The organism is Gymnodinialimonas phycosphaerae, from assembly GCF_019195455.1.
Classification (GTDB): domain Bacteria; phylum Pseudomonadota; class Alphaproteobacteria; order Rhodobacterales; family Rhodobacteraceae; genus Gymnodinialimonas; species Gymnodinialimonas phycosphaerae.
On the sequence record NZ_JAIMBW010000001.1, the window covers coordinates 2,944,795 to 2,967,140 of the forward strand.

Consider the following 22,346-nt stretch of genomic DNA (forward strand, 5'->3'; position numbering starts at 1 on the left):
ATGACCGATACCGCCCCCCTTACCCGCGCCCTTCTGTCCGTTTCGGACAAGACCGGATTGATCGAATTTGCCACCGATCTGGCCGCGCGCGGCGTCGACCTGCTGTCCACCGGGGGCACCGCGAAGGCCCTGCGGGACGCCGGGCTGGCGGTGCGTGATGTGTCCGAGGTGACGGGCTTTCCGGAAATGATGGACGGGCGCGTGAAAACGCTGCACCCGATGATTCATGGCGGCCTGCTGGCCCTGCGCGACAACGACGCCCACGTGGCGGCGATGAAGGAACACGGCATCGAGGCGATCGACCTGCTGGTGGTGAACCTGTATCCGTTCGAGGCGACGGTGGCGGCGGGAGCGGATTATGACACCTGCATCGAGAATATCGATATCGGCGGCCCGGCGATGATCCGCGCGGCGGCCAAGAACCACGGGGCGGTCTCGGTGCTGACCGACCCGTCGCAGTACGCCGGTTTGCTGGAAGAACTGGACGCCCATGCAGTTCAACGCGGGGGGGGCACCTCCTTCGCCTTCCGCCAGCGCATGGCGCAAGCCGCCTATGCCCGCACGGCGGCCTATGACGCGGCGGTGTCGTCGTGGATGGCGGGCGCGGCAGAGATTCAAACACCTCCGCACCGCGCCTTCGCAGGCGCTTTGGCGCAGGAAATGCGCTACGGCGAAAACCCGCACCAGAAAGCGGCGTTTTACCGCGACGGCTCCTCGCGGCCCGGCGTTGCGACCGCGCAGCAGCATCAGGGCAAGGCGCTGAGCTACAACAACATCAACGACACCGACGCGGCGTTCGAGCTGGTCGCGGAATTCGCGCCAGAGGACGGCCCGGCGGTCGCGATCATCAAGCACGCCAACCCTTCGGGCGTGGCGCGCGGGGCGACATTGGTCGACGCCTACCGCGCCGCCTTCGACTGTGACCGGACGTCCGCCTTCGGCGGCATCGTGGCGCTGAACCAGCGGCTGGATGCGACCACTGCGGAAGAGATCGTGCAGATCTTCACCGAGGTGGTGATCGCGCCGGAGGCAGATGACGAGGCGAAAGCGATCTTCGCCGCCAAGAAGAACCTGCGCCTGCTGACGACCGGCGGCCTGCCCGACCCGCGCGCGCCGATGGTGGCTTACAAACAAGTGGCTGGCGGGCTTCTGGTGCAGGACAAGGACACCGGCCAGGTGGATGCTGACCTGTTGGAGGTCGTCACCAAACGCGCGCCGTCTGCCCAGGAACTGGCCGATCTGCGCTTCGCCTGGACCGTGGCGAAACACACCAAGTCAAACGCGATCATCTACGCCAAGGGCGGCGCGACCGTGGGCATCGGCGCGGGACAGATGAGCCGGGTGGACAGCTCCACCATCGCGGCGCTGAAGGCGGCGCGGATGGGCACCGAATGCGGTATGGCCGAGACACCCGCGAAGGGATCCGTGGTCGCGTCCGATGCGTTCTTCCCCTTCGCCGACGGATTGCTGGCGGCGGCCGAAGCGGGGGCGACGGCGGTGATCCAGCCCGGCGGCTCCATGCGCGACGCCGACGTGATCGCGGCTGCGGATGAGGCAGGGCTTGCGATGGTCTTCACCGGCATGCGCCATTTCCGCCACTGATCCCGGAGACGTCCCATGCGGCTTGTCTATCTCAGTGCGGTCTTCTGGTTCCTGATCGATCAGGGGTCGAAATACGGCGTGCTCTACGGTCTCAACCTGATCGAACGCATTCACATCGAGGTTCTGCCGCCCTTCCTCGTGTTCCACCTTGGCTGGAACACCGGCATCAACTTCGGACTGATGGCGGGCGGGCCCGAGGTGACGCGCTATGGCCTCATCGTGCTGGCGCTGCTGATTTGCGGCTGGCTCTTTTATTGGGCCAAGACCGGCCTCACCCGGCCCGTGGCGCTGATCAGCGCGGGCGCGGTGATCGGCGGGGCGCTGGGGAATGCGCTGGATCGGGTGATCCACGGGGCGGTGATCGACTTCCTCAACATGTCGTGCTGTGGGTTCCAAAATCCCTACACGTTCAATATTGCCGATGTGGGCGTCGTCGCGGGTGCCGTGGGGCTGATCGTCTTCGCCGAGTCCGGGAAGACCGCGCCCTGATGATATACCCCGTGACGGGCGTTTGAAGATGCGTTAGACCACGGAGCAAGGAGAATTCGATGGCCATTCGCGCAACACTTCTGGTTATGATCACGACCCTTGGGCTGACCGCGTGTTCCCAAGGGACGCCGACGCTGATGAACCTGCGCAATACCGAATCCGGCCCCGATGAATTCGCCATTGTTCCCACGAATGAACTGGAACTGCCGGCAGACCGATCGACCCTGCCTGTGCCCACGCGGGGCGGCCCCAACCGCGCCGATCCCAACCCCGAGGCGGACGCCATCGCGGCCCTTGGCGGCAATATCGAGCGGGCCAACCGGAATGCCGGTGGCCTGGTGGGCCACGCCTCGCGCTTTGGCGTCGCACCGGACATCCGCAGCACGTTGGCGGCGGAAGACCTTGCGTTCCGGGGCGCAAATGACGGCCGCCTGCTAGAGCGTCTGTTCGGCACAAACGTCTACTTCCGCGCCTACCGACAGCAGTCCCTTGATCGCTATGCCGAGTTGGAGCGTCTGCGCCGAGCAGGTGTGCAGACGCCATCTGCGCCGCCTCCGGGCCTCTGATCACACTGCCCCCTTTCGCGATGGGCTGCCCATCGCACATGGTCCCAAGGACCCCCAACCTAAGGCTTTCCTGCCTGTCGTCTGGCTCACGTATGCGTCAGAGCTGTTGATGCGCCCGTGAAACCCAATACATTTGTCCTCAAAGTATAATCGCCCCCGGAGATGCCATCCATGATCCGTCCCAACCTGGCAGGCGCCAGCCTTGCCCTCGGCCTGACCGCCTTGCCTTTCGCGGTCCAGGCCGCCGGTGAAGTCACTGAATTCACCTTAGATAACGGCATGCAGGTCGTCGTGATCGAAGATCACCGCAGTGCCGCCGTGACCCACATGGTCTGGTATCGCGCAGGCTCGGCCGATGAGATGCCCGGGCAATCCGGCATCGCGCATTTCCTGGAACACTTGATGTTCAAGGCGACGGACGATTTGGAAAGCCGGGAGTTCTCTCGCATCGTCGAGGAAAACGGCGGTTCCGACAACGCTTTCACCTCTTGGGATTACACCGCTTACCACCAACGCGTCGCATCGGACCGTCTTGGCCTGATGATGATGATGGAAGCAGACCGGATGCGCGATCTGATCCTTGATGAAGCAGAGGTCACGACCGAACGCCAGGTGATCCTGGAAGAGCGCGCCCAACGCACTGACACCTCGCCGGGGGGGCTTTTCAACGAACAACTCGCGGCGGCGACCTACCTCAACCACCCCTACGGTCGCCCGATCATCGGCTGGCGTCACGAGATGGAAGAGCTCAGCCTGCAAGACGCCCGCGATTGGTACGAGACCCACTACCACCCCAACAACGCGATCCTGATCGTGGCCGGTGATGCGACGCCGGACGAAGTTCGCGCGCTGGCCGAGGAACACTACGGCCCGATCCCCGCGAACCCCGATATCGAGGCAACTGAATCCCGTGAGCGCCCCTACGAGCCGCCGCATATCGCAGAGCGCCGGGTGATCTACGAGGACGCCCGCGTCGCCAATCCCTATGTCTCGATCAACTACCTTGCGCCCGAACGTAACGCCGGGGATCAGGAAGAGGCCGCCGCGCTGACGCTTCTGGCTGAAATCCTTGCAGGGTCCGGCTTCACTGCCGTGCTGCCGCGCGAAATGCAGCTAGAGGATGAACGCTCTTTGTTTGTGGGCGCCTATTACGGTGGCACCAGTCTGGATGAGACCACCTTCACCCTGATCAACATGCCCCTGCCCGGCACCTCGCTGGAACAGGCCGAGGCCGATATTCTGGCCGAGATTGACGAATTCCTGGAGGAAGGCATCGATCCGGCTCAGTTGGACCGCATCCGTTTCCAGATCGAAGCCGCACGGATTTACGACGAAGACGATGTCGCCGGTCTGGCCAACATCTATGGCCGCGCGCTGGCCTCGGGCCTGACCGTTGCCGACGTGCAGGCATGGCCCGACCTACTGGCCGCCACGACCGTCGAAGACGTCATGGAAGCCGCCCGCACGATCTTCAGCCAGGGGGCCACGACAACGGGCTACCTGATGCAACCCCCCGCAGAAGAGACCGCAGAGGTGTCCCAATGATTGCCCGTTTCTTCACGCCCCTTGTGGCAGCGCCCTTCTTAGCGATCATGGCCTTGGCCGCGCCTGTTCACGCCAACATCATCGACATCCAGCCCGTCACGTCCCAGGGCGGGATCGACGCATGGCTGGTCGAAGACACCTCCATTCCTTTCGTGGCCATGGACTTCTGGTTCGAGGGCGGCGGCTCCATCGACGCAGCGGACGCGCGCGGGGCCGTGCACCTGATGGCGGCCCTGCTGGAGGAAGGTGCGGGCGATCTGGACGCCACCACGTTTGCGGAACGGCTTGAAGGGTTGGCGGCGTCGTTCAGCTTCGACGTCTACCGGGACGAGTTGGTGATTTCGGTCCAGATGCTGTCCCAGAACCGCGACGAGGTGCTGGCGCTTCTGCGTGATGTGCTGATGGCACCGCGCTTTGACGCGGACGCTGTGGAACGGGTGCGGGGCCAGGTCCTGTCGATCCTGGAAGGGGACGCCAACGACCCTGACACCATCGCAGGGGCCGCGTTCAACGCACTCACCTTCGGCGACCATCCCTATGCCAGCCGTCTGGAAGGCACGCTGGACAGCGTCGCGGCACTGACGCGCGACGACCTGCTGGCCGCCCACCGCAGCGCCATTGTCCGCGATCGTGTATCTGTCGGCGTGGCGGGCGACATGACGGCCGAAGACCTCGGCCCGATCCTCGATACACTACTGGGCGATCTGCCTGACTCCGATGTGCCGCTGCTCGGAATGGCAGAGGTCTCGGACGAAGGCGGCATCACCGTGATCGATTTCGCGACACCGCAATCATCGGTCTACTTCGGCCACGCCGGCATTGCCCGTGACGACCCGGATTTCTTCGCTGCCTTCGTGGCCAACCAGATCCTTGGTGCGGGCGGCTACCGCTCGCGGCTGATGGAAGAGGTCCGCGAACAGCGCGGGCTGACCTATGGGATCAGCACGTGGCTGAGCCTCAGCAAATCGGCTCCGATGATGCAGGGCGGGTTCTCGTCGTCCAATGGCTTGGTGGCCGAGGCGATCGCGGTGGTGCAGGCAGAATGGGCAGACATGGCCGAGAACGGCGTGACCGAGGCCGAACTGGAGGCCGCGCAGCGCTACATGACCGGATCATATCCATTGCGCTTCGATGGCAACGGCACGATTGCGGGCATCCTGGCCGCAATGCAGGCCGACAACATGGCCATCGACTACATTGCCACCCGCAATGACAATGTGCTGGCGGTGACGGTCGAGGACGTCCAGCGCGTCGCGGCCGAGTTGATCGACAGCGATGCCCTGCGCTTCGTGGTCGTGGGCCAGCCCGAGGGCTTGGAGCCCTCGAACTGAGGACGCGATGGGGCGGCAAGATCGCCGCCCCAATCGTAGACCGGGCCTTGGCCCGGGGCTCTTTCCACGGCCACAGAATCGGTTCCCCCAAGACCCCTGGTCATGCTACAGGTAGCGTCATGGCCTTTGCAGACCCCAACATATCCACAGATACCCGCCCCGTGATCCGTCAATTGGACGAGGCCGCGATCAACCGCATTGCGGCGGGCGAAGTGGTGGAGCGTCCGGCCTCGGCGGTGAAGGAGCTGGTGGAAAACGCCATCGACGCCGATGCCCGCCGCATCGTGATCGAGGTGGCCCACGGCGGAAAAACCCTGATCCGCGTTACCGATGACGGCTGCGGCATGGAAGCCGCTGACCTGCCCCTGGCGCTGTCGCGCCATGCGACGTCCAAGATCGACGGCACCGATCTGCTGAACATCCATTCCTTCGGGTTCCGGGGCGAGGCATTGCCGTCGCTCGGCTCGGTCGGGCGGCTTTCCATCACGTCACGGGCCAGCAACGCGGGCCACATGATCCGTGTGACCGGCGGTGCCCGCGAGGCGGTCAAACCCGCCGCGCTGAACCGGGGCACGGTGGTTGAGTTGCGCGATCTGTTCTTCGCCACCCCCGCCCGTCTCAAGTTCCTGCGCACGGACCGCGCCGAGATGCAGGCGATTTCCGACGTGGTGAAGCGCCTGGCGATGGCCGAGCCGTCCATAGGCTTTACCCTGAAGGACGTGACGGACGGTGAGCGGGTGACGTTCCGTGTCGATGCCGAGAGTGGCGATCTGTTCGATGCACTGCGGGGGCGTCTCACGGCGATCATGGGCCGGGAATTCACCGACAACGCTTTGGCGATTGATGCTGAGCGCGAGGGGCTGCGGCTGACGGGCTACGCCGCCCTGCCGACGTATTCGCGCGGCTCCGCCGTGGCGCAGTTCCTGTTCGTGAACGGGCGTCCCGTGCGCGACAAGCTACTGATTGGTGCGCTGCGTGCGGCCTATATGGATGTGCTCAGCCGTGATCGGCACCCGGCGGCGGTGCTGTTCATCGGCTGCCCGTCCGAACGGGTGGACGTGAACGTGCATCCCGCCAAATCCGAAGTGCGGTTTCGGGAGCCCGCGCTGGCGCGCGCCTTGATCGTCAGCGGCCTGCGCCATGCGATGACCGAAGCCGGGCACCGGGCGTCCTCCACCGTCGCTGACGCGACTCTGTCGGCGATGCAGCCCCCTCCTCCAGAGCGCGCTTCGCACGCGCTGTCCTCGCAGCCGCCCCGTGTGTACCAGATGGACCGGGTGGGTCAGCCGAGGGGGTTTTCGTCGGGCTTCGCCGAGCGGACGCAGGACTGGAGCGCACCTTCGGCGCGGGTGGATGAGGCGGTGATCGAAAGTGACGGGCCCTTGGGTGCCGCACGGGCGCAAGTTCATGAGAACTACATCATTGCCCAGACGCCGAGTGGCATCGTGCTGGTCGACCAACACGCCGCCCATGAGCGGTTGGTCTATGAGCGGTTGAAAGCGCAGATGTCCGAGCGCGGTGTGGCCCGGCAAGCGCTGCTGATCCCCGAGATCATCACGCTTGGTGCCGATGCGGACTGCTTGCTGGATCACGCGGCGGAGTTGGAGCGGTTCGGTCTGGTGATCGAGGCTTTCGGCCCCGGCACCATTGCTGTGCGCGAGACCCCGGCGATCCTGGGCGAGATCAACGCCGAGGCGCTGTTGCGTGACGTGCTTGATGAATTGGCCGATCTGGGCGACAGCCAGACGTTGCAGGCCCGCGTTGAAGCAGTATTAAGCCGGGTGGCCTGCCATGGCTCGATCCGCTCGGGCCGACAGATGCGCGCCGATGAGATGAACGCGCTGTTGCGCGAGATGGAAGCAACGCCCCTGTCGGGCCAGTGCAACCACGGGCGGCCGACCTATGTGGAATTGAAGCTGGCCGACATCGAGCGGCTCTTTGGGCGCACGTGATCACGATTGGTGAGACAGCGGTGGATCTGAGCGATCCCTGGGTCCTGGCCGCATTGGGCAGCGTAGCGCTGTTGATCGTTCTGTTGCTTCTTATCCTGAGCGCTTTGCGTGCCGCGAAACGCTCCGCCCACGCGGTAGAGCCCCTGGCGCATCACATGGCGGCGTTGGGACAGACGGTGCAGGCCTTGGGTCAGGGACAGGAGCGGCTGGCCGGCGGGCTCGCCTCCGTGTCCGACCATCAGGCGCGCGCGCAGGCCTCGATGCAGGAGGCGATGGAACGGCGGTTGGAAGAGGTGCAAAAGGGCATGTCTGAGACGCTTCATGGCACGTCAACGCGAACGGCCCGGAGCCTTGGGGAATTGCAGCAGAAGCTGGAGCAGATCGACCGCGCGCAGGCGAAGATCGAGAAGCTGTCGGGCGATGTCCTGGGGTTGCAGGACATTCTGTCGAACAAGCAGCGGCGGGGCATGTTCGGGGAGATTCAGCTGAATGATATCGTCTCGGGCGCCCTGCCCCCCGACGCCTATGCCCTTCAGGCGACGCTTTCAAACGGGAAGCGGGCCGACGTTCTGGTGCGCCTGCCGAACCCGCCCGGCCCCATCGTCATCGATGCCAAATTCCCGCTGGAGGCCTACGAGGCGCTGATGCGCGCGCCCGACGCCGAGGCGCAAGCCCGCGCGATGCGCGAGCTGGGGGCCGCGGTTCGAGTGCACATCAAGGCGATCTCGGAGAAATACATCATCGAGGGCGAAACCGCAGATGGGGCGTTGATGTTCCTGCCGTCCGAGGCGGTCTACGCAGAACTGCACGCGCGGTTGCCGGAGGTCGTGCGGACAGGCTTCGACGCAAGGGTCTGGATCGTGTCCCCCACCACCTGCATGGCGACGCTCAACACGATGCGCGCGGTGATGAAGGATGCGCGGATGCGCGAACAGGCTGGAGAGATCCGCAAGGCGCTGAAACAGTTGCACCGGGATGTGGGGATCGTGGGAGAACGTGCTGGCAAGCTGGAGATCCATCTCCGGCAGGCGGGTGAAGATGTGGCGGGCATTCTGACCGCCTCGGCCCGGGCGGGGAAGCGGGCGGAGCGGTTAGACAATTTCGACTTCGACGAAAGCGTGCCCGATAGGGCGGAGGTCGTGCCGTTGCCCCGGGGGTGAGCCAGAGTTTTGCAAAACTCTGGAAAAACTCTTTGAAGAGTTTTGGGAAATTCCTTGCAAGGAATTTGGGGCGCGTGGGCCTAGGCGCGAGAGAAGACGGCAGACAGGATCGCCTCCAACGCGGCGGCGTCCTCGTGCGTGAAGGCATCAGGCTGGTCGCTGTCGATGTCGAGGACCGCGATGATCTCGCCCGCGGCGTTGTGGACGGGCAGGACGATCTCAGACCGGGTGGAGGACGCACAGGCGATGTGGCCCGGAAAGGCATCGACATCCGCCACCAGTTGCGTTTCGCCGGTCCGGGCAGCCGCGCCGCAAACGCCTTTTGAGAAGGGAATTTGCAGGCAGCCGTGGCCCCCCTGGTAGGGGCCGATCTTCAACAGGCCCGGCTCGGTCACACGGTAGAAGCCGGTCCAGTCGAAGCGCGCGTCTGCGTGGTGCAGCTCACAGGCGACGGTGGCCATGAGGGCCACGGTGTCGGTCTCGCCTTCGGTAAGCGAGGCGATTGTCTTGGTCAGCGTTGCGTAGTCGGCCATGGAGGATTTCGCATATTTTTGGAACAAAGATGGGGTCAGGCGCGCTCGATCGCGATGGCAGTGCCTTCGCCGCCGCCGATGCAGATTGCGGCGACGCCGCGTTTGAGGTCGCGCGCCTCGAGGGCGTGAAGGAGCGTCACGATGATCCGGGCGCCGGACGCGCCGATGGGATGGCCCAAGGCACAGGCGCCGCCATTCACGTTCATTTTTTCGCGGGAGATGTTCATCTCGTGCATGAAGGCCATCGGGACGACCGCGAAGGCCTCGTTCACTTCCCACAGGTCTACGTCATCGATGGTCCAGCCGAGGCGGTCCAGCAGTTTCCGGGCAGCGGGAACGGGTGCGGTGGGGAACAGCGCGGGCGCATGGGCGTGGGAGGCGTGGCCGAGAATTCGCGCGCGGATGGGTAGGCCTTGCGCCTCGGCCGCAGAAGCGCGCGCGAGGGTCAGGGCAGCAGCTCCGTCCGAGATGGAGGAGGAGTTGGCCGCCGTCACCGTGCCCCCCTCGCGGAAGGCGGGCTTGAGAAGCGGGATCTTGTCGGGGCGGGCATTGCCCGGTTGCTCGTCCGTGGTGATTTCGCTGCTGTCCTTTCGGGTCTTGATCGTCAGGGGCGTGACTTCGTCGCTGAAGGCCCCGGAGTTGATCGCATTCAGCGCGTTCTCCAACGAGCCCAACGCGTAAGCGTCTTGCGCCTCGCGGGTGAATTGGAACGCCTCGGCGCAATCTTCGGCGAAGGTGCCCATGAGCCTGCCCTTGTCGTAGGCATCCTCCAACCCGTCGAGGAACATGTGATCCAGCGTCTTCTGGTGCCCGATCCGCGCGCCTGCGCGCATGGCAGGCAGCAGATACGGCGCGCTGGTCATCGATTCCATGCCGCCGGCGACGATCACATCGGCTTGGCCCAGGGCGAGGGCATCATAGGCCATCATGGCGGCCTTCATGCCGGACCCGCACATCTTGTTCAGGGTCGTGGCGGGCACGGTCTCGCCCAGGCCCGCGTGGAAACCCGCTTGTCGTGCTGGCGCTTGACCCTGGCCCGCAGGCAGAACGCAGCCCATCAACAATTCATCCACCTTTGCGCCGCCCAGTGCGGCCTTGATCGCCGCGCCGCCCAGTTCGGCCGCTGTCAGCGGCGACAGGGCGCCCTGAAATCCGCCCATGGGGGTCCGTGCGGCACCTGTAATGACGATTTGTTCCATCGATCCTCCAATTGGCGTGGTTCCGAATACGAAATGGTAACCTTTGCTGTCTACGGTCCTAGCAAACGCAGAGCACGAGGAACATGCGATGAATCTGACCTACACCCAACACGACACCGTTGGCGTCGTTCACATCGCGGACCAGCGGCTGGACGCCAGCATTGCGATCCAGTTCAAGGAAACCTTTCGCACGCTGACCGCCGACGGCGGTGACGTGATTCTGGACCTCAGCGATGTCGAGTTCCTCGACTCCAGCGGCCTCGGCGCGATCGTGGCGGTCTACAAGGCCTTGGGGACCGGGCGGCACATGGCACTGGCCGGGCTGCAACCACCGGTTGAAAAGGTGATGACGCTGACCCGCATGAACGCCGTTTTCGCGATCTTCCCCTCGTTAGAAGCCGGACTTGCCGCAGCGGCTCCCACAGCGGCAGAGTAGTTTGACCCCGGCTCACAACGCGTTTGGCGCCGGAACCGATCCAGAGGCACCTCCGAAGGAGGGCAGCATGCCACCTACGACTGCGCCGGACTTCTTTCATCGGTTCACCTCGGGGACCACGCAAGTGCGCTGCACCCTTGACCAGGCGCGGGTCGCCCTTCAGGCGGCTCGGATCGACGACGCGACCTGCGACACCTCCCAGATCATTCTGGGCGAGGTTTTGAACAACGTCGTCGAACATGCCTACCGCTGTGAAGAAGGCCACCCGATCGAGCTGTCGATCTGGTTTGATGACACGGGCCTTTGGTGCAACGTCCATGACCAAGGCGCGCCGATGCCCGGCGGCGTCCCCCCCGAAGGCCGTGGGGCATGCATCGACGCTTCGGATAGGGACGGCCTGCCTGAGGGAGGCTTTGGGTGGGCCATGGTGCACGCGTTGACGCAAGACCTTCAGTATCTCCGGGTCGACGGCTGCAATGACCTGGCGTTTCTGATCTCCGCCTCTCATCCCTGACGGACGCGCGCCCTTGTGATGCGCGTTACACCTGTCGTGGGCCCGTTCACCTGCCTCAGGTCCGTCCGCGCAGGCAACCGGGCGCTTTGCCGTCACGATTCGCTTTGAAAGCGGCCATTCCACAGGCACGTATCGCGAAAAACCGCCCCGCTCGACCAGCAGATACCCCATAAAAACATGGCTTTCCGCCCTTGTCAGCACCCCGCAGAACCGTGCCACACAAGCGCCTCATTTTCTCCCAACCACCGCCCCGATGAATCGTCATACACGGCTTGTAGCTGCAGAGGCTTCCCTCGGCACCGCGTATCAAAGCCCCCACCCAGTGCGCGATGCCGAGGTCCTCTGCGGCCACGCCTTTCCCCCTCCGCAACAACGGCCTCTTGCCCCCGACGCCAAGCTGACTAGGGTCCTGCCACGCAAGTGACGGAGGGACATAATGCGCGATTTTCACCAACCCGGGCGGTCAACCGTCTACGCGGATCATGGCATGTGCGCCACGTCGCACCCCTTGGCCGCGCAGACCGCGATCTCGATCTTGCAGCAAGGCGGCAACGCCGTCGACGCGGCCATTGGCGCCGCGATCCTTCTGGGCCTGTGTGAGCCGCAGAGCACCGGAATCGGTGGCGACATGTTCGCCCTTATCGCGCAGCCAGACGGTGAGATCCTGGGCCTCAACGCCTCGGGGCGCGCGCCCGCCGGGCTGAATGCCGACGCGATCCGCGCCAATCACCAAAAGATGCCGCTTTATGACATCAGTGCGATCACCGTGCCAGGCGCGGTGGATGGCTTTTGCCGCTTGCACGGCGACCACGGGCACTTGCCCCTCCAGGACGTCCTCGTCCCGGCGATCTCCTACGCGGAGGCGGGCATTCCCATCGCGCCCCGCGTGGCATTGGACTACGCCGAGTCGTCGGGCGTCCTGCAAGGGGCCGCGCGCCGTCACTTTCTGCACGACGACAAGGCCATGGAAGTCGGCGCTCGCTTCAAGGCCCCCGGCCAGGCCGAGGTCCTGCGGCGCATTGCGGCCGAGGGGCGCGCGGGCTTTTACGAAGGCGAGGTGCGCGACGACATGTTGGCCGCCCTCACCGCCCTTGGCGGCGCCCACACGGCCGAGGATTTCGCCAACACCGCCTGCGATTACGTCACGCCGCTCCGCTCCAGCTACCGCGATGCGGAACTGATCGAGCTGCCCCCCAACGGGCAGGGCGCGACCGCCATGTTGATCCTCAACATGTTGGAAACCATGGACCCGCAAGACGATCCATTCGGTGCCCAACGCACCCATCTGGAGGCCGAGGCGACCAAACTCGGCTATGATGCCCGCGATCGTTTCCTCGCCGATCCCGATCACGTCACGAAGCTGTCCCACATGCTGTCCAAGGACACCGCCGCGCAGCTGGCAGGGCTGATCGATCCGAACCGGGCGATGCCTGATCCGCGCGCCGCCTCGGACAACATCCACAAGGACACGGTCTATATCACGGTCGTGGACAAGGACCGCCGCGCCGTCAGCCTGATCTATTCGATCTTTCATTCCTTCGGCTCGGGTGTTGCGTCCGAAAAGTTTGGCGTCTTGTTCCAGAACCGGGGGGGCGGCTTCACGTTGGAGAAGGGTCATCCGAATGAAGCCGGGCCGGGCAAACGCCCGATGCACACGATCATTCCGGGCATGTTGAAGCTGGCCGATGGGTCCTTGATGCCCTTCGGCGTCATGGGCGGGGCGTACCAGTCCACGGGTCATGCGCGGTTTGTGTCCAACGTGGTAGATTACGGCATGGATCCGCAAGCCGCCATCGACGCGCCGCGCGCCTTCGCCGAGGCCGGCGCCCTCAAGATCGAGCGTGGCTACGGCGCGGACACGCGTCTTGCTTTGGGCAAGATGGGTCATGCGATGACCACACCGGTCGCCCCGATCGGCGGAGCTCAGGCCATCCGCATCCGACCTGACGGCCTGCTGGAGGGCGGCTCGGACCCCCGCAAGGACGGCATCGCGCTGGGGTACTGACCACGCTCAAGTCGCCCAAAGGGCGGGCGCGCAGGCCCCCCTACTGACGCGGTCCGAACAATCGGTTCAGCACGTTGTTGACCGCATCGCCGATATTGCCCTGCCCTTGCGGGTTGCCGATGGGCACCCGCGTGCCCTGCGGTGTAATCGGGCCCCGAAGCACACCATCGGCGTCGGTGGACAGCACCTCCCCCGTGTTGGGGTTGATCGGTACGGGCTGACCGTTGGCATCCAGGAAGAAATCATCCGGCCCCGGACGCGCCTCGGCGATCGGGTCGATCATCGGCAGGGGGCGCGGCGGCAGATCGCGGTGGATCTCTTCCATCGCCTGCCGCCAAATCTCGGAGGGCAGGCCGCCGCCGGTGACACCCGACAAGGGGCGGTTGTCGTCGTAGCCCATCCAGACGCCCGCAACGTAATCCGCCGTGAAGCCAACAAACCACGCATCCCGCGCACTGTTGGTGGTGCCCGTTTTGCCCGCCACGGGTCGATCCGGCAGCGCCGCGCGCTGGCCCGATCCTTCGGCCACGACCCGGCTCATCATGTAGGTCAGTTGCCGTGCCGAAAACTCGCTGATCACCCGCTCGCGGATGCCCGTCTCTTGCTCGAACATCGGGTCGGGTTCGCCCAACAGCCGCAGTTCCGTCATGCCATAAGGCCGCACGGCAGAGCCGCCGTTGAGGATGCCCGCATAAGCGCCCGTCATCTCGATGAGCGTGGATTCCGATGCGCCCAGCGCCAAGGCAGGCCCGGCGGCAAGATCGGATTCAATGCCGAAATCGGACGCCACCTGCCGCACCAGATCGCGGCCCACTTCCTCGGAAATGCGCACAGCGGCGGTGTTCAGCGACCGCGTCAACGCCTCGGTCAGGGTCACCATGCCATAGAAATTTCGGGTGTAGTTTTCGGGGCTGTAGGGCCCTGATCCCGGCACGTTGATCGTCAGGGGGCCGTCCAGGATCATGTCGTCGAACCGCCAACCCAGGTCCAGCGCCGTGGCATAAACGAAGGGTTTGAATGCGCTGCCCGGTTGCCGCACGGCCTGCACGGCGCGGTTGAACGTACCGCCGCCTGACAGGTCGCGCCCGCCCACCATGGCACGCACAGCGCCATCGGCGCTCATCACGATGATCGCGGCCTCGGCCTCGGACCCTTCGCGGACCTGATTGGCAAAGACGTTGCGGATCGAGGCCTCGGCCGCTGCCTGGATATCGGGATCGAAGGTGGTGCGGATGATCACGTCTTCCGTCGTGTCCCCGGTCAGAAAATCCGGGCCGACCGACATGATCCAATCGGCGAAATAGCCGCCAGTGTCCTGACGCGCGGCCGGTGACAGGGTCGCGGGGTTGGCGCGGGCCTGGTCGGCTTCGGCTGCGGTCAGGTAGTTCTCTCGCTCCATCAAGTTCATGACCAGGTTGGCCCGCGCCTGACTGCGTTCAAGGTTGTTGGTGGGGGCATAGCGTGTGGGGGCCACCAGAAGACCCGCCAGCATCGCGGCCTGCTGCGGGTTCAATTCGGTGGACGGGATCGAGAAATAGCGTTGCGACGCGGCTTCGAATCCCCGCGTCCCGGCCCCCAGATAGGCGCGGTTGAGGTAAATCGACAGGATCTCGGATTTGGAATAGCGCAGCTCCATCGCGAAAGCGAAAACCATCTCCTGCATCTTGCGCCACAGGGTCGTTTCACGGCAATCGGCCTCATAGGCCGCCTCGCTATCCCACGTGTCAGCGTCAAACTCCACGCCAAGGCACAACAGCTTCGCGGTCTGCTGGGTCAGTGTCGATCCGCCATGGCCGCGCAGCGGATGGCGCCCTTCGCTGACGTTAATGTACATGGCCGAGGCGATCCCCCGAGGGGACACCCCCAGGTGCCGATAGAAGCGCCGATCCTCGGTGGCCAGGATCGCATTGACGAGATGGGGCGATGTGGTGGACGGATCAATCGCGCCACCAAACTGCTCTCCCCGCCAGGCGAACACCTCGCCGTAGCGGTCCAACATGGTGACAGAGCCGCGCTCCCGCGCATCCAGAAGCGCATCTACCTCTGGCAACTGCGCGTAATAATAGCCCGTCGCAAGACCTACGATCACCACCAAGACGGCGGTGCTGCGCCACATCACGCCCCAGATCAGGCGGAAGACGAAGCGGATTATCCGGGAAAAGAAGCCCAGGATCCCGCCGCGTTGTGGCTGCTTGCGCCGGGCAGGTTTGCGTTTGCGCGGCTTGCGGCCACCACCACCAGACCCACTGCCGCTTGCGTGCTTGGGTTGCGACGTCCCACGTCGCTCGGCGACCAGACGCCGTCTGCCATTGCCGGAAGGGCTCATTTCACTCTCGCCTCGTGTCGGGGGTCCGCTTGCAGCTTTCGCCGTGACCTACCTCATTTGGGAGCAGTCTTACCGAATTTCGAGTCGAATGCGAAGGGGACAGCGAACCGTCGCCCATTTCGATAGCGCACAAAAAAGCATCATCTTCACCTTTTTGCGCAAAAAATTTGCAAATGACATCAAAAGCAGCCTCCAAAACGACCTCCCTTCGTTGCTCTCATGGGTCAACCGCCCTGTCTTACCCGTCATACGCGGCCCAAGTTCGGGGCGTGAGGGACAAGTCAACAACCGCAAAAGGGTGACAAACAGTGAAACTCATCATTGCAGCAATCAAACCGTTCAAGCTGGAAGAGGTCCGCGAAGCGCTCACCTCTATCGGCGTGCGCGGCATGATGGTGACCGAGATCAAGGGCTTCGGCTCGCAGTCCGGTCACACCGAGATCTACCGCGGCGCAGAATACGCCGTGAACTTCGTGCCGAAGGTGAAGCTGGAGATCGTGGTCGCCGCCTCCATGGCCGATCAGGTCGTCGAGACGATCCAGACCACCGCCAAGACCGACAAGATCGGCGACGGCAAGATTTTCGTCCTCGACGTGCAAAGCGCCGTGCGGGTGCGCACCGGCGAAACCAACGACGACGCGCTGTAATCGGCGATGGGTAAGGGAAAAAAACTCATGAATACCAAGTATCTCATTCCAGTCTCGGCGGCGGCGTTGATCGCCCTCCCGAGCATGGCGCTGGCCCAGGACGAGGCCGCGCTGCACACCTCCTACATCCTCACCACGTTGCTGTTTCTTGTCGGCGGCTTCCTGGTGTTCTGGATGGCGGCCGGCTTCGCGATGTTGGAGGCGGGCCTTGTCCGCTCCAAGAACGTCGCGATGCAGTTGACCAAGAACATCGCGCTCTTTTCCATCGCGGCCATCATGTATTGGCTGGTGGGCTTCGGCATCATGTACCCGGCCGAGTGGCTGATCGAAGGCTGGCTGGGTCCGTTCTTCGCCATCACCTCGCTGGAGCCTGTCGGCCTTGCGCTGTCCGATGATTTCACCGGCACCTCCCTGGACTATGCCTCCGTCGGCTCGGACTTCTTCTTTCAGCTGATGTTCTGTGCCACCACGGCTTCCATCGTGTCCGGCACCTTGGCCGAGCGCATCAAGCTGTGGCCCTTCCTGATCTTCGTCGTTGTGCTGACGGGCTTCATCTACCCGATCGAGGCATCCTGGCAGTGGGGCGGTGGCTGGTTGTCTGAAGCGGGCTTCTCTGACTTCGCAGGCTCCACCCTGGTGCACGCAGCAGGTGGTTTCGCGGCGCTGGCCGGTGCCATCGTGCTGGGTCCGCGTCTGGGCAAGTACAAGGACGGTCGCGTCAACCCGATGCCCGGCTCCAACCTGGCCCTCGCCACCTTGGGTACGTTCATCCTGTGGCTGGGTTGGTTCGGCTTCAACGGCGGCTCGCAACTGGCGATGGGCACCATTGGTGACGTGGCTGACGTGTCGCGCATCTTTGCCAACACCAACATGGCCGCTGCTGCCGGTGCGGTTGCCGCGCTGATCCTGACGCAGGTCGTGTATGGCAAGGTCGACCTGACGATGGTCCTGAACGGCGCACTGGCGGGCCTCGTGTCCATCACCGCCGAGCCTCTGGCACCGTCGCTTTTCGGCGCGCTTCTGACCGGTGCGGTCGGTGGTGTGATCGTGGTCTTCACGGTGCCGATCCTCGACAAACTGAAGATCGACGACGTCGTCGGCGCCATCCCGGTCCACCTGATCGCCGGGGTCTGGGGCACGCTGGCCGTGGCTTTCTACACCGGAAACTGGGGCGCTCAGATCATGGGCATCGCGGCCATCGGCATCTTTGTCTTCGTCACCTCGCTGATCGTCTGGTTCATCCTCAATGCAGTCGTGGGCATCCGCGTCGGCGAAGAGGAAGAGATCAACGGCCTCGACGTGGCAGAGCTGGGGATGGAAGCCTACCCCGAGTTCTCTAAGGGCTGAACACCCCACACCAACGCGAAAGGGGCGCCCCCAACCGGGCGCCCCTTTTTCCGTTTCCGCTTTGGCGCGGGGCCACCGCCCGGCTTCACAACGTCAGGACCATCCTGCACGTGCAGAATTGCATTGAAGCGAATCGCGACGCCCCGGATATTCAAGGGATCTATTGCCCGATCTTTGCCTCTGAACGTCATTTCCCTTCAAAAAGTGATCCACATGCGCCTCTGCTTTTCCCTTGCCTTGCTTCTGTCCGCCCTTGCGGTGCCCGTCGCCGCTCAACAATGGAACCAACTGGCGTATTACGTTGCCTATATCGGGCCCGAAGATATGCGCAATTCAAGCGGGCAACCGGTCCGCACCCTTGGCGGGGTGATCCAACAGGACCGCGCCAATTATCATCGCTTCGGCATCCGGCACGCGCAAGACGAAGGCGATCCGCTGTTCAATGACCGAGGGCTGCGCGCGCGCATCTCCGAGTTGGTCGCCGCAGGCGACAATGCACGCGGCAGCCTTGCGCAGATGGCACAAAACGGCCAGCCTTTCGGCGTGGGCGTCTTTGTGTGCGGCTATGGCGCGACCCCATCCCTGATTTATCTCGTCGGATGGGGCGAGGATTTTTCAGGCTGCTTTTGACCGCTCAGCCCAATGACGGCTAAGCCAATCGTGCTTTCGGCTCACCTTGCCCCGCGCAGGTTCCCAATGGCGCGCCCTTCGACAGATCGCGTTCAGCGCGCCGCCTCGATGAAGCACGCCGTCCGTTCGGCCATATCGACGGGGCTCGTGTCGCGGTTGAAGAACTCCACGAAGCCGATCTCGGGCAAAACCAGGTAGGTGAAGGCCGTGTGGTCCACCAGGTAATACGGGTCCGTCCCGTCGTCATGGTTCTGGTAATAGACCCGGTAGGCGCTGGCGGCGGCGTGGGTCTGTTCCGTGGTCCCGGTCAGGCCCAACATGCGGGGATGCACGTTGTCGGTGAAGGCGGCGACGACCTCGGGCGTGTCGCGGTTGGGGTCCACCGTAACAAACGTCGGCAGGACGCTGTAGCCATTGCCCTCAAGGATATCGACGGCCTCCGCATTGCGCACGGTGTCAAGCGGGCAGACATCGGGGCAAAAGGTATAGCCGAAGTACATCAGCGTCGGTTCGGTGATGACATCCGCGTCGGTGACGGTTTCGCCGGTTTCCGAGACCAGCTCGAACGCGCCACCGATGGTGCCTGCGCCACCGGCCACAACCCCTTGGCGGCATTCGGCAAATTGGTCATCACTGCCCGAATTCGCGAGGTAGATGGCCACCCCGGTTCCAACCAACAGCGTGCCGATCAGCGCGACAGAGGCATATGCGTAGGTCCGTGTCATGTCTCAAGATCCCCTCAAGGTGGATAAGTCACCGCGTTGATTACCTAGTTGCACCCGCCTAACAATTCATGACCCCTTTGATGTGACAGGATGCCCCGCCCCATGGCTATCATAGATCCGGCAAACGACCCCGCCCTGATGCTGGTGCAGCAGGACAGTCGTGTGGATTGGGTGCGCCTGCGCACGCTTCTGGTCCTGCGGTGGCTGGCGATCCTGGGCCAGACCATCGCCGTGGTCACGGCGGCGTTCTATATCGGATTGCGGGTCGAGATCGGCCTGTGCTTCCTGGCGATCGGGGCCTCGGTTGTGTCGAACCTCGTGGCGCTGACGATTTTCCCTGAAAACCAGCGCCTCAGCGACCGCGACGCGATGCTGACCCTGCTGTTCGATCTGGCGCAGTTGTCGTTTCTTCTGTTCCTGACCGGGGGCCTCAACAACCCGTTCTCGCTGCTGATCCTGGCCCCCGTCACCATTTCGGCCACGGCGCTGACGATGCGGTCCACCGTGATCCTGGGGGTTTTGGCGATCTTCATGATCACGTGCCTCAGCATGTGGCATCTGCCCCTTACCACGCTCAGCGGCGAGGTTCTCGCGCTGCCCGGCCTGTTCATTCTCGGCTTCTGGGTGTCGCTTGTCATCGGCATCGTGTTCCTGTCCGCCTATGCCCGCCGCGTGGCCTCTGAAACTCACCGCATGAGCCAAGCCCTTCTGGCCACGCAAATGGCCCTCGCGCGCGAGCAGAAGTTGACCGATCTGGGCGGCGTGATCGCGGCAGCAGCGCATGAATTGGGCACGCCTTTGGCGACCATCAAGCTGGTCGCGACCGAGCTTCTGGATGACCTCTCGGACCAACCCACGTTAGCCGAAGACGTGACACTGATCCGCGACCAGGCGGATCGTTGCCGCGATATCCTGCGCTCCATGGGGCGGGCGGGGAAGGACGACCTTCACCTGCGCCGCGCCCCTTTGGGGGCCGTAATCCAGGAGGCGGCAGACCCCCATGCCGATCGTGGGATCGAGTTGCACTACGATTTTCATCCTGTCGACGGCATCGCCGATCTGGACCCCTCGCAGCAGCCCTATGTCTGGCGCAAACCCGAGGTGATCCACGGATTGCGCAACTTCATCCAGAACGCGGTCGATTTCGCCGAGGCGCGGGTCTGGATCGATGCCGAGTGGGGCGACGGCTTCATTCGCCTGACCATCACCGATGATGGCCCCGGCTTTCCGCAGGATCTGTTGGGCCGCTTGGGCGATCCATTCCTGCGGCGGCGCAACCGGGTCGATCAGGATCTGCGGCCGGGCTACCAGGGGATGGGTCTGGGCCTGTTCATCGCCAAGACCCTGTTGGAGAGGTCCGGCGCGAAGGTGCAATTCATCAACGTCGCCGACCCCTTCCTGACCGAGGATGACACCCACGGCCGCCTGGGCGCGCGGGTCAAGGTGATCTGGCCAGAAGCCTCGATCCAATCTCCCGACGCTCAGTCGAGCGGCGCATTGGGGCCCAACATGCCGATAATGGACTGATATGCTTGAGATTGCTTCCAAAACGGAAACCATCGCCCCAGCGGCGCAGCGCCTGCATTAACCTGCCGTTAACTGTTTTACCCCATGTTTTCAGATGGGGCAGAAAAACGGGGTACGGGTGTTGGACAACGCCGCAACGCTGATCTTCATTGCGATTACCTTCACGACGGCGGCCATTGCCGTCGTTCTCACGACGCGGCTGCTGGCCAGTCGATCCTCCTCGCCCTACGCCGGCGCGGCCAACTCGGCGCAGACCAGCGGCACTGACGTCTTGCGACGTTACCAGTTCCGAGAGGGCTATATGCTTTCGGATGTTGCGCCCGATGATGCTTTTCTGGATTGCGGCGTCGACCGCACCATGGCCTTTCGGCGTCTGGTGTCATCGCTGACCCCCCTCAGCCCCGAATTTCAGGCGAACGTTGACGCGCTGCAAGACCGCGGTGATGCCTTTCTGATCGACGGACGCATTGGATCCGATGCCGTGTTTATCGCTGGCCGGATCGAGGATGAAGATGTCCTGACCCTCTCTGTCGGCCCGGCGGGCGATGGCGAAGGTCGGCAGGCCGTGGAAACCGCAACCCTTGACGCGCTCCAGACCGAGCTTTCGGACCTTCGGGCAACCATGGATACCGGCGTCGCGCCGATGTGGCGCGAGGATGAAAGCGCCCGTGTGACATGGGCCAACGCCGCCTATTTCGACCTGGTGGAACGTTTGCGCGGCGGCGAAGCGCCCGGTTGGCCCCTGCCCCGGATCTTCGCGTCCGAGCTGGAACATGCGCCCTCGGACGGCACGTTTCGGCGCTGCAAGATCGCCATGCCCGACCGGGATGAACCGACGTGGTACGAGGTCAGCCGCGATCCGCTGCCCGGCGGCACCGCCCTGTTCACCGCACAGCCCGCCGACCGTCTGGTGCGCGCCGAGACCAGCCTGCGCGAGTTTCTTCAGACCACCACCAAGACCTTCGCCGCCCTGCCGGTGGGCCTTGCCGTGTTCGATCGCAAGCGGCAGTTGGTGACGTTCAACCCCGCCCTCGTGGCCTTGACCCAAGCGGGGGCCGAGTTCTTGACGACCCGCCCCGACCTGAAATCGTTTCTGGACCAGTTGCGAGAGAAGAAGCGCATGCCCGAGCCGCGCGATTACCGCTCTTGGCGCGATGAGATCGCGCAACTGGAAGAGGGGGCCGAAAACGGCACCTACCATCAGTTGTGGGAGTTGCCCGAGGGCAAGACATTCCGCGTCATGGGTCGCCCGCATCCCGACGGTGCCATTGCCTTCATGCTCGAAGACATCAGCGCCGAGGTTTCGCTCACCCGCCAGTTCCGCGCCGATCTGGAGATGTTCCAGGCGGTGCTCGATGCCGTCCCCGTCGCAATTGCCGTGTTCCAGGCCGATGGCGCGATGGTCGGCGCGAATGAGGGCTATGGGCGGCTTTGGGGGCAGGATCCGCAGGTCCTGGCGCAGATGCCACACCTGAACCAGGCCTGTGTCGAATGGTCGGCGCGCTGCAAACCCAGCCGCGTCTGGGGCGAGATCCGCCAATTCGTCGGTCACGAGGTCGAGCGTGGGCCATGGGTGGAAGCGGTCGAAACACTGGATGGCGTGCGCCTTGCGGTGCGCATGGCGCCGACGCGCGGGCGCGCCACGGTGGTCCAGTTCCTGCCCTTGGATGTCAGCCAGTCTGACCCGCTGGCGGAATTGACCCCCGCCTCAGCAACGCCCCTTCTGGATGCCGCACGGGCGCAAACGGAACGCAGCGCGCAACGCCGCGCTTGATCCCACGCCTGATTGGCGGCTGGTTTCGATTCAATTCC

The 22,346-nt window shown here is 64.1% G+C and carries 19 protein-coding genes; 15 read left to right on the top strand and 4 right to left on the bottom strand.

Annotation, left to right across the window (positions count from 1 at the left end; genetic code table 11):
- The 7 genes from purH (at position 1) to KUL25_RS14595 (ending at position 8,645) form a co-directional block, all read left to right on the top strand.
- Positions 1-1,602, top strand: a complete 1,602-nt coding sequence (purH, locus tag KUL25_RS14565; RefSeq protein ID WP_257893589.1) for a bifunctional phosphoribosylaminoimidazolecarboxamide formyltransferase/IMP cyclohydrolase — start codon at positions 1-3, stop codon at positions 1,600-1,602.
- Between the two features lie 15 nt (positions 1,603-1,617).
- Entirely contained in the window at positions 1,618-2,091 is a 474-nt protein-coding gene (gene lspA / locus KUL25_RS14570) for a signal peptidase II (RefSeq protein WP_257893590.1), read from the top strand.
- Between the two features lie 59 nt (positions 2,092-2,150).
- Positions 2,151-2,657 (top strand): DUF3035 domain-containing protein, encoded by a 507-nt coding sequence (locus KUL25_RS14575; RefSeq protein WP_257893591.1) that lies wholly within the window; start codon positions 2,151-2,153, stop codon positions 2,655-2,657.
- Between the two features lie 171 nt (positions 2,658-2,828).
- Positions 2,829-4,202, top strand: a complete 1,374-nt coding sequence (locus KUL25_RS14580) for a M16 family metallopeptidase (protein ID WP_257893592.1) — start codon at positions 2,829-2,831, stop codon at positions 4,200-4,202.
- A complete protein-coding gene (locus tag KUL25_RS14585) occupies positions 4,199-5,533 on the top strand; it encodes a M16 family metallopeptidase (RefSeq protein ID WP_257893593.1) in 1,335 nt (444 codons plus the stop codon). Before KUL25_RS14580 ends, KUL25_RS14585 begins: the two co-directional genes overlap by 4 nt.
- 119 nt (positions 5,534-5,652) lie before the next feature.
- On the top strand, positions 5,653-7,485 hold the full coding sequence (mutL, locus tag KUL25_RS14590) for a DNA mismatch repair endonuclease MutL (RefSeq protein ID WP_257893594.1): 1,833 nt from the start codon (positions 5,653-5,655) through the stop codon (positions 7,483-7,485).
- Positions 7,482-8,645, top strand: coding sequence for a DNA recombination protein RmuC (locus KUL25_RS14595; protein WP_257893595.1), 1,164 nt, complete (start codon positions 7,482-7,484; stop codon positions 8,643-8,645). Before mutL ends, KUL25_RS14595 begins: the two co-directional genes overlap by 4 nt.
- An 80-nt stretch (positions 8,646-8,725) precedes the next feature.
- Here the strand turns inward: KUL25_RS14595 and KUL25_RS14600 are convergent, their stop codons facing one another.
- Complete coding sequence (locus KUL25_RS14600) at positions 8,726-9,178, bottom strand: GAF domain-containing protein (RefSeq protein ID WP_257893596.1); 453 nt, start codon at positions 9,176-9,178, stop codon at positions 8,726-8,728.
- Positions 9,179-9,213: 35 nt separating this feature from the next.
- Positions 9,214-10,377: a thiolase family protein gene (locus KUL25_RS14605; RefSeq protein WP_257893597.1), complete on the bottom strand. Its 1,164-nt coding sequence runs from the start codon at positions 10,375-10,377 to the stop codon at positions 9,214-9,216.
- An 88-nt stretch (positions 10,378-10,465) separates the two neighbouring features.
- Here KUL25_RS14605 and KUL25_RS14610 point away from each other — a divergent pair, with 88 nt between their 5' ends.
- The 3 genes from KUL25_RS14610 (at position 10,466) to KUL25_RS14620 (ending at position 13,332) form a co-directional block, all read left to right on the top strand.
- Entirely contained in the window at positions 10,466-10,813 is a 348-nt protein-coding gene (locus KUL25_RS14610; RefSeq protein ID WP_257893598.1) for an STAS domain-containing protein, read from the top strand.
- Positions 10,814-10,880: 67 nt separating this feature from the next.
- Complete coding sequence (locus KUL25_RS14615) at positions 10,881-11,327, top strand: ATP-binding protein (RefSeq protein WP_257893599.1); 447 nt, start codon at positions 10,881-10,883, stop codon at positions 11,325-11,327.
- Between the two features lie 436 nt (positions 11,328-11,763).
- Positions 11,764-13,332, top strand: coding sequence for a gamma-glutamyltransferase family protein (locus KUL25_RS14620; RefSeq protein WP_257893600.1), 1,569 nt, complete (start codon positions 11,764-11,766; stop codon positions 13,330-13,332).
- Positions 13,333-13,372: 40 nt separating this feature from the next.
- On the opposite strand, the gene KUL25_RS14625 is transcribed toward KUL25_RS14620, so the two are convergent.
- Positions 13,373-15,658, bottom strand: coding sequence for a transglycosylase domain-containing protein (locus KUL25_RS14625; RefSeq protein ID WP_257893601.1), 2,286 nt, complete (start codon positions 15,656-15,658; stop codon positions 13,373-13,375).
- A 308-nt stretch (positions 15,659-15,966) separates the two neighbouring features.
- On the opposite strand from KUL25_RS14625, the gene KUL25_RS14630 reads away from it, so the two are divergent.
- The 3 genes from KUL25_RS14630 to KUL25_RS14640 all read left to right on the top strand — a co-directional run bounded on the left by KUL25_RS14630 (position 15,967) and on the right by KUL25_RS14640 (position 18,282).
- The gene (locus tag KUL25_RS14630; RefSeq protein WP_068360859.1) at positions 15,967-16,305 is read left to right on the top strand and encodes a P-II family nitrogen regulator; all 339 of its coding nucleotides are present in this window, start codon (positions 15,967-15,969) and stop codon (positions 16,303-16,305) included.
- 27 nt (positions 16,306-16,332) lie between these two features.
- Positions 16,333-17,652 carry an ammonium transporter gene (locus tag KUL25_RS14635; protein WP_257893602.1) on the top strand — a complete coding sequence of 440 codons (1,320 nt, stop codon included), beginning with the start codon at positions 16,333-16,335 and terminating at the stop codon, positions 17,650-17,652.
- Positions 17,653-17,865: 213 nt separating this feature from the next.
- Entirely contained in the window at positions 17,866-18,282 is a 417-nt protein-coding gene (locus KUL25_RS14640) for a hypothetical protein (RefSeq protein ID WP_257893603.1), read from the top strand.
- A gap of 92 nt (positions 18,283-18,374) precedes the next feature.
- Here the strand turns inward: KUL25_RS14640 and KUL25_RS14645 are convergent, their stop codons facing one another.
- A complete protein-coding gene (locus KUL25_RS14645) occupies positions 18,375-19,007 on the bottom strand; it encodes an SCO family protein (protein ID WP_257893604.1) in 633 nt (210 codons plus the stop codon).
- A gap of 102 nt (positions 19,008-19,109) precedes the next feature.
- On the opposite strand from KUL25_RS14645, the gene regB reads away from it, so the two are divergent.
- Together regB and KUL25_RS14655 are read left to right on the top strand one after the other, a co-directional pair.
- Positions 19,110-20,534 (top strand): sensor histidine kinase RegB, encoded by a 1,425-nt coding sequence (gene regB, locus KUL25_RS14650; RefSeq protein ID WP_257893605.1) that lies wholly within the window; start codon positions 19,110-19,112, stop codon positions 20,532-20,534.
- Positions 20,535-20,628: 94 nt separating this feature from the next.
- Positions 20,629-22,308 (top strand): PAS domain-containing protein, encoded by a 1,680-nt coding sequence (locus KUL25_RS14655; RefSeq protein ID WP_257893606.1) that lies wholly within the window; start codon positions 20,629-20,631, stop codon positions 22,306-22,308.
- Positions 22,309-22,346 lie beyond the last annotated feature (38 nt).